Source organism: Terriglobia bacterium (genome assembly GCA_020072815.1).
Classification (GTDB): domain Bacteria; phylum Acidobacteriota; class Terriglobia; order Terriglobales; family Acidobacteriaceae; genus Angelobacter.
The window spans coordinates 74,596-88,327 of sequence record JAIQGE010000003.1; the positions used below are offsets into that span (position 1 = coordinate 74,596).

The following is a 13,732-nucleotide window of genomic DNA, read 5'->3' on the forward strand; positions in this document are numbered from 1 at the left end:
GTGGATCAGCAGGAGGTGAAGTTTCGGATGACTGCTCTTGGTCTGTAAGTGTCATTCGTCGCAGTAAGCAAGCCTATTTCAGCTTCGCCCCTACCGGCACATCTTCCAAAAAGCTGGCCAGCACCGGCAGGCCTTCTTCACCGGCGGACGCCGCCACGATCATTCCGTTCGATTCCAGTCCGCGCAGCTTGCGCGGCGCCAGGTTGGCGACGATCACCACTTTGCGTCCGATCAACTTCTCCGGATCGTAGGCCAAGGCAATTCCCGCCACCACCTGGCGAACTTCGGTACCTATGTCCACTTCCAGGCGCAGCAGCTTGTCGGCGCCTTTTACCTTTTCCGCGTGCTTGACCAGGCCTACGCGCATTTCAACTTTCAGGAAGTCGTCAATGCTGATTTTCCCGTCGGGCAGGGCAGCGGCCGGCTTCGGCGTAGCAGTCGCGGCGGCTGGCGTTGTGCCGCCGGCAGCCGGCGCAGGTGACAGCGCTGCCGTCGCACTGGCCGGCTGGGCTTCCGTTTGAACTGCGGGTGTTTGAACTGCGGGCGCTGGTTTGGAGCGCTCTTGTTCCATTTGTTGCATCCTTTCGACTGCGGATTTATCAGCACGCGGAAACACCGGCTCAATCTTGCCCAGCTTGCAGGCCAGCGGAAGCTGGCCCCACTTGATCTCCGCCAGGTCGAACTTGGTTATGTCGCCCAGCCCCAACTGCCGCCATATCTTGTCTGTGGATTCCGGCAGGACGGGATGCGCCAAGGCGGTCACAATGCGCAGCGCTTCAGCAGCGGTGTAAAGAACGGTCGCCAGCCGGGCCTTGTTCTCCTCGCCCTCTTTTTCAGCCAACGCCCACGGCTCTTCTTCCACCAGGTATTTGTTCACCGACCCCACCAGCGCCCACGCCGCTTCCAGCGCCCGCGAGAACTGGAAATCTTCAAAGAACACGTTGAAGTCAATGATCGCCGTCTCCGCCTGGTTGCGAATGACAGCGTCAGAATCCTTCTTTGCCGCCAGCGACGAAGGATACGGCACCGCGCCGCCGAAATAACGGTTGATCATGGTCAGCGTGCGGCTGGAAAGATTGCCCAGATCGTTGGCCAGGTCAGAGTTGTAGCGCTGTATCAGCGCGTCAAAACTGAACGACCCATCCTGGCCGAACACAACTTCCCGCAGCAGGAAATAACGCAGCGCGTCATTGCCCAGCACATCAATCACCGTCTCCGCGCGGACAATATTCCCGCGGGTCTTGGACATCTTGCTCTTTTCAAACAGCAGCCAGCCGTGCGCGATGATGGTCTGGGGTAGCGGCAGGCCAGCGGCCATGAGGAACGCCGGCCAGTACACGCAATGAAAGCGGATAATTTCTTTTCCGATCATCTGCACGTCGGCCGGCCAGTAGTTCGCGAATTTTTCTTGCTCCGCCTTCTCCGGCGAGCCGAATCCAATGGCCGTGATGTAATTGCTCAGTGCGTCCAGCCACACGTAGACGATATGCTTGGGTTCGCCCGGCACCGCGATGCCCCACTTGAACGTGCTGCGGCTGATGGAGAGATCGCGCAGCCCGCTCTTCACAAACGCGATCACCTCATTGCGCCGCGTCTCCGGACGGATGAAATCCGGATGGTCCTGAAAATGCTTGAGCAGCTTGTCGGCGAAGGCCGAAAGCTTGAAGTAATAGTTCTCTTCGCTCACCGTCTCGGTGATTCGTCCGCAGTCCGGACAAGGATCGCCCGGCTTGGCGCCGTCCACATAAGCTTCGTCTGAGACGCAGTACTGGCCGGTGTACGTGCCCTTGTAGATGAAGCCGTTTTTCTCCAGACGCTTCCACAATTCCTGCGCGCCCTGCTTGTGCCGAGGCTCAGTGGTGCGAATGAAATCACTGTAGGTGATGTTCATCCGGTCAAAGAGTTTGCGGAACGCCGCGGAGACTTCGTCGGTGAACGCTTGCGGTGTGGTGCCGGCGGCCGTGGCGGAGCGCTCAATCTTCTGCCCGTGCTCGTCCGTGCCGGTAAGGAAAAAAGTGTCATAGCCCAGAAGCCGTTTGCGGCGGGCCACGGCATCACACACCAGCGTGGTGTACGCATGCCCAATGTGCGGGCGCGCATTGACGTAGTAAATGGGTGTGGTGATGTAGAACTTACGGGCCTTATCCATTCTTTTGGTCCAGATAAATCTTAATCGCTTCTTGCATAACCGTCCTTAGCGGGACGTGCTGTTGTTCGGCGATGCGCCGGCAGTCTTCGTATTCCGGCGCGTAATTGCTGACGCTGCCGTTCAAGCTGGCCAGTTTCATTCGCACTTCACCCCATTGCGTGCGGACGTTGACGTGACGCCGGGCCAGCGTGGCGCGTGATTCCTGCCGCATGCGCACGCCCAGCGTGGTGGTCTCCGCGAAAATCAGTTTGCTCAGCTTGGGGCTGTCTTCCGGGCGGCACAGCACGGTTAGCAGCATCCCCGGACGGTTCTTCTTCATCTGCACCGCGGTGCTGAACACGTCCAGTGCTCCCGCCGCCAGGATACATTCCGTCACGTAGCCGAAGACCTGCGGGGTCATGTCATCCACGTTGGCTTCCAGGACGCTGATCTGCTCCATCGCATTTGCAGCAACGGATTCTGCCGCCGTTTCGACGATCGTGGTCTCGCCTAACGTCAGCCGTACCACGTTGGGATGGCCGAGGAAGTTGCGCGATCCCGCGCCGTATCCGGTTTTCTGCGGCTTCATGCGGGGAAAGGTCGCGAAGCGCGAAGCCAGCACGCTGACGATTGCCGCGCCCGTCGGCGTGACCAGTTCTTTCTGGATTTCGCCTGAGTACACCGGAGCATTCTTCAGCAACTCAAGCGTCGCCGGTGCAGGGATGGGAAACGTTCCGTGCGCGCAGACCACGGTCCCGCCGCCTACGTTGAGCGGCGAGCACACAAACTCGTCCACGCCCAGCGCTTCGGCCCCGACGGAAGCGCAGACAATGTCTACGATCGCGTCAATGGCGCCGACTTCATGAAAATGAATCTTCTCGATGTCCGAATTGTGGACTTTCGCCTCTGCCGCGCCCAGAGCTTCAAAGATCTTGATGGCGCGGTCCTTCGCGCCCTGGCTGATGTCAGCCTTATTGATGATGGAGCGAATTTCCTTCAGGCCACGATGTGCATGCTGGCCATGGGAGTGAGCATGGTCATGCGGGTGATCATGCGCGTGATCAGGGACCGGACCGTGATGCTCATGCTCGTCCGGAAACCCATGCTCACGGGATTGATCGTGCGGAAGTTCATGGTCATGCGGATGTTCATGATCATGCGGGTGAGCTTGTTCGTGATCATGTGCGTGCTCATGCGAGTGCGCGTGTTGCTCGCCATGAGAAAGCTCTTTGCCGTGCGAGTGATCGTGCTCTTGCTTCGCGGACGACAAGGTTTCAGAGCCGAGCGCTGACTGCTGATTGCTGACTGTTGACTGCTGATTGCTGAGAGCGGAATGCTGAGTGCTGAACGCTTTCTTCGCCCAGAATTCCTCGCGCGGCAGTTCTTTCTCTCCCGCGGCGATCACGTCAACCTTGGTCGCGCTGATGCCGCTGCGGTCCACGCGGGAAATCTCCAGCCGGGCGTCCACGCCCAGGGCCTCCACCGTGCGGACAAGAAGTTCAGGCGGAACTCCGGCGTCCACCAGGGCGCCAAGAAACATGTCGCCACTGATCCCGGAGAAGCATTCTAAGTATGCGATTCGCATGAAAGTGCCTGAACATTCATCATAGGGTCAGCGGTTTAACCCGTCAAACTCTCCCCGGCCGGGCGCTTTGTTATAATCTGCTTTCTATCAGCAACTTACAGGTCTAACACGCTCCAAGGGTCGCATCGCCACAACACCATTTAAAGGCCAACACTTTGTACCTGGAACTTGAGCAGCAGCTTACCCGGCACGTCCGCGACTTCCTCAAGCGGCAGTATTCGCTTGACCTGCCGCGCCTGGTGGTGGACCAGCCGCCCAATGTGGGTCTGGGCGAGTACGCGTTGCCGCTCAGCTTTGAGCTGGCCAAACGGCTGCGCAAGCCGCCGCGCAAGATTGCCGAAGAGATTGTCGCCGGGCTGGGCACGGTGCCGGGATTTGAGAAGTTTGAAGTCGCAGGAGCGGGCTATATCAATGCCCGCCTGGATCGTGAAGCCGCGGCGCGTGTTCTGCTGCAAGGTTTGCGACGCGAAGCTTCGGCAGGCGAAGCCGCGTCCGCGAAGGCGGAAAAGATCCTGGTGGAGCATACCAGCATCAATCCCAACAAGGCGGCGCACATCGGGCATTTGCGCAACGCCATCTTGGGCGACACGTTTGTCCGCCTGTTGCGGGCTTCCGGCGCGCACGTGGACATTCAAAACTACATTGACAACACCGGCGTCCAGGTGGCGGACGTGGTGGTGGGCTTCCTCCATCTGGAAAAGAAATCCCAGAGTGACGTGCAGACTCTGATCGCGCAGGGCAACGCGGGCAAGCCTTTCGACTACTACTGCTGGGACCTCTACGCCAAAGTCTCGCAGTGGTATGAAGCGAGCAAAGACAATCTTAAGCTTCGCCTGCAGACACTGCATGACATCGAACGCGGAGGCAGTGAAGCGGCAGCGATGGGCGCGCTGCTCTCCGCGGCCATCATCCGGCGGCACCTGGAAACCATGCAGCGGTTGGGCATCCAATATGACTTTCTGCCGCAGGAGAGCGAAATCCTGCACCTGCATTTCTGGGACCTGGCCTTCGAGCAGATGAAACAGAAAGGCGTGCTCTACTTTGAAACCGAAGGCAAGAACCAAGGCTGCTGGGTGATGAAGCGGGCCGGAGGCAAAGCGGCCGCGGCGTCTGAAGCGCAGAGTGACGCCGTTGCAGAAGCGCCGGAAGGCCCTGACGAAGACGCCAAGGTCATCGTCCGCTCCAACAACACCGTGACTTACGTCGGCAAGGACATTGCCTACCACCTGTGGAAGTTTGGCCTGCTGGGAAAGGACTTCGGCTATCGCAAGTTCTATCGCTATCCTGACGGGCATGAGGTGTGGATCTCCGCCGAATCCGGTGAGAGCGACCACCCGCATTTTGGCGGCGTCCACGCCATCTACAACGTGATTGATTCCCGCCAGGCTGATCCGCAGAACAACGTGATTGAGGCCATCCGCGGTCTCGGCTACACCGAGCAGGCGGAGAATTATCACCATTTTTCTTACGAGATGGTTGCGCTCACGCCGCGTTGCGCCATGGACCTGGGCTATGAAGTCTCAGAAGAAGACCAGAAGCGCTCGTTTATTGAGGTCTCGGGTCGCAAGGGGTTCGGCGTAAAAGCCGACGATCTGCTGGACTCGCTGATCGCCGCCGCGCAAAAAGAAGTGGACACGCGGCATCCGGAGACGCCTGAATCCGAGCGCCGCGAGACTGCCACCCAGATCGCCATCGGCGCGCTCCGTTATTTCATGCTCAAATTCACCAAGGGAACGGTGATTGCCTTTGATTTAAACGAGGCCCTGAGCTTTGAGGGCGAGACCGGCCCTTACGCGCAGTACGCCATCGTCCGGGCGGGGAATATTTTCCGCAAAGCCGGACTGAGCGCGGATGAAATTCTTGCCGGCGAAACTGCTCTGCGGTTTTTGAACGAAGACGACGAACTCTGGGAACTCTGGCTCAAGGCCGGACAGCTCTCCCACGTCGTCCAGCAGTGCATCGCAACGACCGAGCCTGCTTACGCGGCAAAGTACGCGTTCCAGTTGGCGCAACAGTTCAACAACTTCTACCACAAGCACCACATCCTCACCGAGACTGACGACGCCCGCAAGCGCTTCCTGCTGGCGACGGCCGCGGTTGTCAGGCGGTCGTTAATTCAGTGCTTGGACATGATGGGGATCGCCGCGCCCAGAGTGATGTGAGCAGAACTCTGCCGCAGATTTCGCAGATGGGCGCAAGATAAGAACATTAGCCGCGAATCGCGCGAAAAGACGCTAATGTCTGGCTATTTGCCAATTGCCATTTGCTAATTGCTCCCTTGAAAAACGTGCACTCAATCGCAACTCTTAGTAAGCTATTAGCGCATGCCAGAAAACACTTTTGACATCGTCAGCAAGGTTGATATGCAGGAAGTCGCCAACGCGATCCAGAACGCGCTCAAGGAAGTCCATACGCGGTTTGATCTCAAGGACTCCAAGTCGGAGATCGCCGTGGAAGGCAAGGACGCCATCATCATGAGCTCGTCGGACGAATACAAGCTGAAAGCCGTGAATGATATCCTGCAAAGCAAACTGGTCAAGCGCGGCGTGGCCATCAAGGCGCTCACCTACGGCGTGGTGGAGCCGGCGGCGGGATCGCGTGCGCGGCAGAAGATCACCATGCAGCAGGGCATCCCGATCGAGAAAGCCAAGGAGATCGTCAAGCTGATCAAGGACTCCAAGAAGAAAGTGCAAGCTTCGATCCAGGGGGACCTGGTGCGGGTGAGCGGCAAAGACCGCGACTCTCTGCAGGAGATCATCGCGCTGCTCAAGGGCCACGACTTCGGCATTGACATGCAGTTCACCAACTATCGCACCAACTGATAGATTGTCGCGACGGATCACATTGGTTTCATTAAGGGGAAGTTTTGAGTTTACCGGCCTCAGGCAACGCCAAAGAAGTTTTCGAGCTGCTGCGCGACGATCTGGCGGCGATTGAGCGCGAGTTCGGGCGGGACACCGTCTCCGGCGTGCGCGCCATCACCGACATTGGCGAGCACCTGCGCGCCGGCGGCGGAAAGCGGATTCGTCCCGCGCTGCTGCTGCTGGCGGCCAAGCTGTTCCCGCATGACGAGCGTTCGGCCGTCCGCCTGGGCGCGGTGGTGGAGATCATCCACACCGCCACGCTAGTGCATGACGACATTATTGATGAGGCCAAGACGCGCCGCGGACGCCCGGCGGCCAACACTCAGTGGGGAAATTCCAAGTGCGTTCTGGCGGGCGACTGGCTGTACATGCAGGCCTTCAAAATCGCCGTGCAGGAACGCAACTTCCGCATCCTGGACGTGCTCATCGAACTGACCCAGCAGATGGTCGAGGGCGAACTGCTCCAGATGGAGAAGCTGGGCAAGTGCATCACGCTGGACGAACACTTTGACTTGATCTTCCGCAAGACCGCGTGCCTGTTCGCCGTGTCTATGCGCATGGGCGCGCTGCTGGGCAAGGCAAGTGAAGAACAGGAAACCCGCCTGGGAGAATACGGACGGCACCTGGGTCTGGCCTTCCAGATCGTGGACGATGTTTTGGACCTCACGGCCTCGGAAGCCGTGCTGGGAAAGCCGGTCGCCAGCGATTTGCGTGAAGGCAAGGTCACCATGGCGGTGATCCACGCGCTGGAGCGGTGCACTCCGCTGGAGCGCAAGCTGGTGGAGACCGTGCTGCAAGAGCGGGCGTTTATCAGCGTGCAGCATGAACAGGTTCTGGAAATACTGAAGCGCTATGGCTCCATCCAGTACGCGTACGACGAAGCCGCCAAGCACGCCAAGGCGGCGCGCAACGCCATCTGCACGTATCCGGATTCAGAGATCAAGCGAGCATTGCTCACGATTCCGGAGTTCGTGGTCGAGCGCAGCAGTTGAGAAGCCGAGCGAAGCAGCTAAAACGCCGAGCGCAGCAGTTAATCATCAGGACCAAGTAACGATGATCGATCGCATTGACCATTTCGTGCTGACGGTGAGAGACATTGACGCCACCTGCGAGTTCTACCAGCGCGCGCTGGACATGGAAGTGGTCACCTTTGCCGGAGGCCGCAAAGGCCTGGGCTTTGGCCAGAACAAGATCAATCTGCACCAGCAAGGCAAAGAGTTTGAGCCCAAAGCCAACCGCGCGGTGCCTGGCTCGGCGGATTTTTGTCTCATAACCAAGACCCCCATCGCCGAGGTGATGAACCGGTTAGCGCGTCTGAAGATCCAGATCGTAATCGGGCCGGTGGAAAAGATCGGCGCGCTGGGACCTATGACGTCTGTTTATTTTCGCGACCCGGACCTGAATCTCGTTGAAGTTTCCAACTACGGCGAGAAAGCCGCCGCTGGTGTATAGAAAACAATCATGCCGTTATCCACACTCATTGTTGACGACGAACAGCTCGCGCGCGACGAGCTGAGCTACCTGCTCAAGTCGGTGGACGACGTCAACATCGTCGCCCAGGGGCGCAACGGCCTGGAAGCCGTGAATCTCATCAAAGAACATTCTCCCGACCTGGTCTTTCTCGACGTGACCATGCCCGGCCTGGACGGCTTTGGCGTGATCAAAAAGCTGATTGACCGCAAGATTCCCCTGCCGCAATTTATTTTTGCCACGGCGTTTGACCAGTACGCGGTGAAGGCCTTTGAAGTTAACGCGGTTGATTATCTGCTGAAACCTTTCGACAAAAAGCGCGTGACGCAGGCGGTGGAGAAAGCGCGGAAGAAGCTGCAATCGTCGTCCGCCGCCGGCAATGACAAGCTGGAAGCGCTGGTCAAGATGCTGGAGGCGCAGAAGCCGCAGAACTCCAAGGTCCTGGTGCGCGCCGCGGGCCGCATGTTTCTGGTGGACCAGAAGGACGTGTGCTTCGCTTCCATTGAAGACGGCATTATCAGCGTGGTCTCCACCAGCATGGAGGGCCAATCGAACTGCCGCACGCTGGAAGAACTGCTGGACGGCCTTGATCCTGACATGTTCTGGCGGGCGCACCGCTCCTACGTGGTGAACATCAACCGCATCAAGGAAGTGGTGCCGTGGTTCAAAAGTTCCTACCAGCTGCGCATGGACGACAAGAAGCAGAGTGAGGTCCCGGTGAGCCGCGCCCAGACCAAACGGCTGAGAGAGCTGTTCGGACTATAGCGCCATGGTTCGCGATTTTCGCAACCAGCCAACATATCCAGCGCAGAGACGAGCGATCGCCGCTCGGGCCGCGAAACTGCCGAAATGGACCACGAAGTCGGCGTAGAGACGTAGCACCGCTACGTCTCACTCTCAAGCGACGCGCCTCACTTCCGGGACCACGCTAAACTCCAGCCTCTTCGAGCCGCGCAACACCGTCAGCCTGGTCACCACGCCAATGCGCTCTTCGCCCAGCAGGCGATGCAGTACGTCCATACCTTCCACAGGCTCGCCTTCCAGAGCGACGATCACGTCGCCTTCTTGCAGGCCGGACTTGCTGGCGGGCGTTCCGGGCTCAATGGCCAGAAGCAGCGCTCCGGTTGAGTTCTTGAGGTCGTAATGCCGGGCAATGATCTTGTTCAGCGGCGCGGTCTGTGCCTGCACGCCGATAAAGCTGCGGTGCACCACGCCGTCGCGAATCAATTTGGTGGCGATGAACTTCGCTGTGTTGATGGAAATCGCAAAGCACAGTCCTTGCGCGGGAAGAATTGTGGCTGTGTTCACGCCGATGACTTCGCCGCGCGCGTTCACCAGCGGCCCGCCGGAGTTGCCGGGATTGAGCGCGGCATCGGTCTGGATAACGTCTTCAATCAGGCGTCCGGATTGCGACCGCAGGCTGCGGCCCAGTGCGCTCATCACGCCCGCGGTGACGGTGTGTTGGAAGCCGTACGGGTTGCCGATGGCCACCACCAGCTGTCCTACGCGAATCTGCCGCGAGTCGCCGAACCTGACTGCCGGGAGCACCGGAGCGTCCACGCGAAGCAGCGCCAGGTCCGTGTCAGGATCCTCGCCGATAAGCTGTGCGCTGAACTCGCCGTGCTCGGGCGTCCACACTTTGAGTTTTTCCGCGCCGTGGACTACGTGGCTGTTGGTGAGAATGAAGCCGTCAGGAGTAAAGAGGAACCCTGACCCGCTCCCGCCGCGTCCGCGAGCAGCTTCCGTCTGTATGCGCACAACCGCCGCGCTGGCCGACTCCGCCACGCTGGTTACCACGCGGGAGTAAGCGTCCATGGCCTCGGCTTCTGTAGGCAAGCTGGCCAATTCCCGCGACCGCACGTCAGATTCAGAGAAAGAAATGAACGAAGGAGAATTCCTCATACTTTGATTGGATAGTGCGGTCGAGGCAAAGGATTCAGCGCCGGTCTCCGCGCACGCGTCGCCGCCATTTACAATGCCAGCGTGCAAGACTTGAAAGGCAAGACGGTCCTGATCACCGGCGGCGCTCGGCGCCTGGGGCGCGCCATGTCGCTGGCCATGGCGGGAGCCGGGGCGCAGGTGGCATTCACCTACCTGAGTTCGGAAGAAGCCGCCCGCCAGACTCTGGAACAGATCAGCGCGTCAGGCGGAGCCGGTTTCGGCGTGAAGTGCGACGTCCGCCAGGAAAGCTACATCGTTCGCACGGTTGACTCGGTGCGCGACAAATTCGGCGGCCTGGACATTCTTATTAACAACGCCGGAAGTTTCGGGACTGCGCCGCTCGAGCAAATCAGAGTGGAGCAATGGGACGACATGTTCGCTACCAACGTGCGCGGGCCGTTTCTGTTTTCCCGGCACGCGACTCCAGAGCTGCGCAAGTCCGGCGGACGAATCATCAATCTGGGGTCGCTCGGCGGAGAAAAGCCGTGGGCCACGCACGCCCACTACTGCTCCTCCAAAGCCGCTTTGCACATGCTGACCCAGGTGATGGCCAAGGCGCTGGCGCCGGAAATTGCCGTGAACTGCGTGGCGCCGGGCATGATTGATTCCGGCGATCGCGGAGACGACGCGCAGCTCATGCAGAAGCTCGCCGCACGCAGTCCGATGGGGAAAAACGGAACGCCCGCCGACGTGGTTGACGCCGTGCTGTATTTCGCCACCTGCTCCAAATTCATCACCGGGCAAATCCTGACCGTGGACGGCGGCCTGGGATTGGTCTGACGCTGTCATCTGTTTCGTGGCTTTATGCTCTCGACTTCAATCACCACCTTCACCAGCCAGCAATGGGCAAGAGTTTTGGTGAGCGGCGGGCCTTCAAAGCATTGCCGGACAGACATTACTTTGTAAGTTTTGTTTTTGGCGTCGCGTGTGATGGCGACTTCATCTCCGGTCCTGGGTAGCGGGTTGACGAGGTGGATTGGACTTGTGGCGATCCTCTTACCCTGGCACATGAACTCCAACAAGGCCGGCGAACCTGCCGCGGGCTGAGTCACTGCTTGGGAATGTGGCGCCGCGCCCAGGTTTTCGGGCGTCACGCCATGCTTGCGCAGGATCGCCGCTACGTCTTGAGAAGCTTCCATCAGCCCCAGCGTCAAGTGCTGAGGAGTAACGTTGCGGCTACCTTGCAACTCAGCTTGAACCGCAGCTTCCGCCAGGGCCCTTTTGCACTCTTCAGTGAGAGGCATATCAACGCTGGTTGACGTCTTTTCGCCGAGGCTTGGCAAAGCTTTTCTGCAGTCTTCAATAATGCTGTCTGCTGAGACGTTATTGCCGGCCAGCGTGAACGTCGCGCCGCTTTCGCGCAAAAGTCCCAGCAGCAGGTGCAGGGAACCAATGGCTGAAGCGCCGTGTTGTGAGGCTTCATAGCGTGCGAAGAAGATGGCCCGGCGCGCGGGTTCCGTATAACGTTCGAACATACAACATTATTTTACCGCTGGCTGACGAAGGCTTTCACCACGATTGCCTTGGGGTCTCGGCCCAGGGGGATCATGGTCCCCAACGTGGGGGTGTCCGGCTGGGGACGTCCTTTACGGTCCACCAGGGAGAGCACGGTCAGGTCGCCGCTGCCGGTATTCACCACCAGGAGCATGAGTTGATTGGGAGAGAAGGCCAGCGCTTCCGGATGGCGGCCCACTTCCACCGAACTGGTGCGCTTGCCGGTATCAATGCTGTACACCGCCACGGCGTCCGAACCGAAGTTGGCGACATAAAGAAAAGCGTTGTCGGGCGATACCAGCGCCTGTGCTGGCTGGTCGCCGATGAGGAACGTGTTGTTCACTTCGTTGGAGTTGGTGATGACTTCTGAAATCGAACTCGCTGACCGGTTGCAGACAAAAACTTCGCCGCCGTCGGGCTTCACGGCCACGTGGACTGGTCCCTGGCCCACGTCCAGCAAAGCCAGGAGCTTGCCGGCCTTCAAGTCAATCGCTGCCACCTGCTTGGAATCATCGCAAGCCACAAAGACTTTGCTGGAATCGGGCAGAATGCCCAGGTCCACCGGCTCGTGGCAGGTCTTGATCTTGCTGCTGAGCGCGAGCTTTTCTGTATCAACAATGGCCACCGAGTCTTCGTCGCGCAGCGTCACCACGGCGAGCTTTCCGTCTGGCGTAACTCGCGCCAGTGTGGCGCCGTTGCCGACGTAAAAAGTTTTGATCAACCGGCGCTCTTCCAGGTCAATTACAGAAAGGTTTGCTGAGCCGGCGTTAGCGACGTAAGCCCGCTTGCCGTCCGCCGAAACATCCACAAAGTAAGGAGCTCGATGCACGCCGATGGTGAAGACCACTTTGTTGGTTTCCGCGTCAATCACGCTCAGGTTGTTGGAGTCGGTGTTGACCACGTAGATTTCATTGCGCTTAGGGTTGGCGGCCAACCCTGCGGGGTTCTTGCCCACTGCGACCACGGCGCGCACCGCCAGCGTGCGCAAGTCAACCACCGTTACGTTGTTGCTGCCGCTGTTGCTGACGTAAGCGTATTCGCGATAGTTGGGGACGGGGTCCGGCGTGTCCTGGCAGCCGCAAAGAGCCGCCGCAAGAACCATGACTGCCTTGAAGCATCGCTGGACATCAGAGCGGCGCAAGCTATTTGCCGGCCTTGGCCGCCGCCGGTTGCCGTTGCGGCTCCTGAACGTTGCGATGCACTACCGGTGCAATCTGCCGGATCTCGGCCATGAGTTCGTCAAACTGGTCAGGGAAGAGGGACTGCACGCCATCGGAAAGCGCGCGATCGGGATCATGGTGCACTTCCACGATCAGGCCGTCGGCTCCCACAGCCACCGCGGCCCTCGCCAGCGGCAACACTTTGTCGCGCTTGCCGGTGCCGTGGCTGGGGTCCACGATGATGGGCAGATGGCTCAGCTTCTGTACCGCCGGGACTATGCTCAAGTCCAGCGTGTTGCGGGTGTGGTCGGCAAAAGTGCGGACGCCGCGTTCGCACAGGACCACCTGGTAGTTGCCTTCATTCAGAACGTATTCGGCGGCCATGAGAAATTCTTCCAAGGTCGCCGACATGCCGCGCTTCAGCAGCACCGGCTTGCGCGTCTGTCCGGCTTTCTTGAGCAGGGAGAAATTCTGCATGTTGCGCGCGCCAATCTGGATCATGTCCGCGTACTGGGCCACCAGGTCAAGCGACTCGTGGTCAATTGCCTCGGTGACGATCAGCAGGCCGAAGCGGTCGCGAATTTCGGCCATGATCTTCAAAGCTTCTTCACCCATACCCTGGAAGGCGTATGGCGAGGTGCGCGGCTTGTAGGCGCCGCCGCGGAAAAATCTCGCTCCCGCGCGGGCCACACGCTCGGCGGCGGCAAACGCCTGCTCGCGGGATTCAATGGAACACGGGCCGGCGATGATCCCCAGATCGCGCTCGCCGAAAGTGGCGTCACTGCCGGGGAAGCGGACGACCGTGTCTTCATCTTTCACGTCGCGGCTCACCAGCTTGTACGGCTTGCTGACGACGATCACTTCCTGCACGCCCGACATTTCTTCCAGCGCGCCGGCTTCCACCGCGCCTTTGTTGCCAGTAATTCCAATGGCCGTGCGCATGGCGCCGGGAATGGCGTGCGGGCGATAGCCCAGCGATTCAATCCTGTCGCAAACGGCACGCACCTGTTCGTCCGTGGCGTGCGCCTTCATTACCACCAGCATTTTGGTCCTGACCCCTGTAAAAAGCACTTTCAGTGTACTGTGATTG

At 59.4% G+C, this 13,732-nt stretch carries 12 protein-coding genes; 6 read left to right on the forward strand and 6 right to left on the reverse strand.

What is annotated here, in order from left to right; all coding sequences use genetic code 11:
- Positions 1-73: 73 nt before the first annotated feature.
- The gene (gene metG / locus LAO20_05515; GenBank protein ID MBZ5530869.1) at positions 74-2,149 is read right to left on the reverse strand and encodes a methionine--tRNA ligase; all 2,076 of its coding nucleotides are present in this window, start codon (positions 2,147-2,149) and stop codon (positions 74-76) included.
- Positions 2,142-3,713: a nickel pincer cofactor biosynthesis protein LarC gene (gene larC / locus LAO20_05520; GenBank protein ID MBZ5530870.1), complete on the reverse strand. Its 1,572-nt coding sequence runs from the start codon at positions 3,711-3,713 to the stop codon at positions 2,142-2,144. The genes metG and larC overlap by 8 nt, the downstream gene beginning before the upstream one ends.
- 155 nt (positions 3,714-3,868) lie before the next feature.
- On the opposite strand from larC, the gene argS reads away from it, so the two are divergent.
- The 5 genes from argS to LAO20_05545 all read left to right on the forward strand — a co-directional run bounded on the left by argS (position 3,869) and on the right by LAO20_05545 (position 8,812).
- Positions 3,869-5,875, forward strand: coding sequence for an arginine--tRNA ligase (gene argS / locus LAO20_05525; protein ID MBZ5530871.1), 2,007 nt, complete (start codon positions 3,869-3,871; stop codon positions 5,873-5,875).
- Positions 5,876-6,037: 162 nt separating this feature from the next.
- Positions 6,038-6,535, forward strand: coding sequence for a YajQ family cyclic di-GMP-binding protein (locus tag LAO20_05530; GenBank protein ID MBZ5530872.1), 498 nt, complete (start codon positions 6,038-6,040; stop codon positions 6,533-6,535).
- Positions 6,536-6,579: 44 nt separating this feature from the next.
- Positions 6,580-7,569, forward strand: a complete 990-nt coding sequence (locus tag LAO20_05535; GenBank protein MBZ5530873.1) for a polyprenyl synthetase family protein — start codon at positions 6,580-6,582, stop codon at positions 7,567-7,569.
- A 61-nt stretch (positions 7,570-7,630) separates the two neighbouring features.
- Positions 7,631-8,029, forward strand: coding sequence for a VOC family protein (locus tag LAO20_05540; GenBank protein MBZ5530874.1), 399 nt, complete (start codon positions 7,631-7,633; stop codon positions 8,027-8,029).
- A gap of 9 nt (positions 8,030-8,038) precedes the next feature.
- Positions 8,039-8,812: a LytTR family DNA-binding domain-containing protein gene (locus tag LAO20_05545; protein MBZ5530875.1), complete on the forward strand. Its 774-nt coding sequence runs from the start codon at positions 8,039-8,041 to the stop codon at positions 8,810-8,812.
- A gap of 132 nt (positions 8,813-8,944) precedes the next feature.
- Here LAO20_05545 and LAO20_05550 read toward each other — a convergent pair whose 3' ends face one another.
- Positions 8,945-9,949 carry a trypsin-like peptidase domain-containing protein gene (locus LAO20_05550; protein MBZ5530876.1) on the reverse strand — a complete coding sequence of 335 codons (1,005 nt, stop codon included), beginning with the start codon at positions 9,947-9,949 and terminating at the stop codon, positions 8,945-8,947.
- Between the two features lie 81 nt (positions 9,950-10,030).
- On the opposite strand from LAO20_05550, the gene LAO20_05555 reads away from it, so the two are divergent.
- Entirely contained in the window at positions 10,031-10,768 is a 738-nt protein-coding gene (locus tag LAO20_05555; protein MBZ5530877.1) for an SDR family oxidoreductase, read from the forward strand.
- A gap of 5 nt (positions 10,769-10,773) precedes the next feature.
- Here LAO20_05555 and LAO20_05560 read toward each other — a convergent pair whose 3' ends face one another.
- From LAO20_05560 to aroF, 3 genes are read right to left on the reverse strand one after another with little or no spacing between them, the layout of a single operon-like run.
- Positions 10,774-11,463 carry a hypothetical protein gene (locus LAO20_05560; protein ID MBZ5530878.1) on the reverse strand — a complete coding sequence of 230 codons (690 nt, stop codon included), beginning with the start codon at positions 11,461-11,463 and terminating at the stop codon, positions 10,774-10,776.
- Positions 11,464-11,474: 11 nt separating this feature from the next.
- On the reverse strand, positions 11,475-12,584 hold the full coding sequence (locus LAO20_05565) for a beta-propeller fold lactonase family protein (protein MBZ5530879.1): 1,110 nt from the start codon (positions 12,582-12,584) through the stop codon (positions 11,475-11,477).
- 40 nt (positions 12,585-12,624) lie between these two features.
- Positions 12,625-13,686: a 3-deoxy-7-phosphoheptulonate synthase gene (gene aroF / locus LAO20_05570; GenBank protein ID MBZ5530880.1), complete on the reverse strand. Its 1,062-nt coding sequence runs from the start codon at positions 13,684-13,686 to the stop codon at positions 12,625-12,627.
- Between the last annotated feature and the right edge of the window lie 46 nt (positions 13,687-13,732).

Coding starts and splice junctions, on each gene's coding strand:
- metG (MBZ5530869.1), bottom strand. CDS start 2,149: ATGGATAAGGCCCGTAAGTTCTACATCACCACACCCATTTACTACGTC.
- aroF (MBZ5530880.1), bottom strand. CDS start 13,686: ATGCTGGTGGTAATGAAGGCGCACGCCACGGACGAACAGGTGCGTGCC.
- LAO20_05545 (MBZ5530875.1), top strand. CDS start 8,039: ATGCCGTTATCCACACTCATTGTTGACGACGAACAGCTCGCGCGCGAC.
- LAO20_05540 (MBZ5530874.1), top strand. CDS start 7,631: ATGATCGATCGCATTGACCATTTCGTGCTGACGGTGAGAGACATTGAC.
- LAO20_05550 (MBZ5530876.1), bottom strand. CDS start 9,949: ATGAGGAATTCTCCTTCGTTCATTTCTTTCTCTGAATCTGACGTGCGG.
- larC (MBZ5530870.1), bottom strand. CDS start 3,713: ATGCGAATCGCATACTTAGAATGCTTCTCCGGGATCAGTGGCGACATG.
- LAO20_05565 (MBZ5530879.1), bottom strand. CDS start 12,584: ATGGTTCTTGCGGCGGCTCTTTGCGGCTGCCAGGACACGCCGGACCCC.
- LAO20_05530 (MBZ5530872.1), top strand. CDS start 6,038: ATGCCAGAAAACACTTTTGACATCGTCAGCAAGGTTGATATGCAGGAA.
- LAO20_05560 (MBZ5530878.1), bottom strand. CDS start 11,463: ATGTTCGAACGTTATACGGAACCCGCGCGCCGGGCCATCTTCTTCGCA.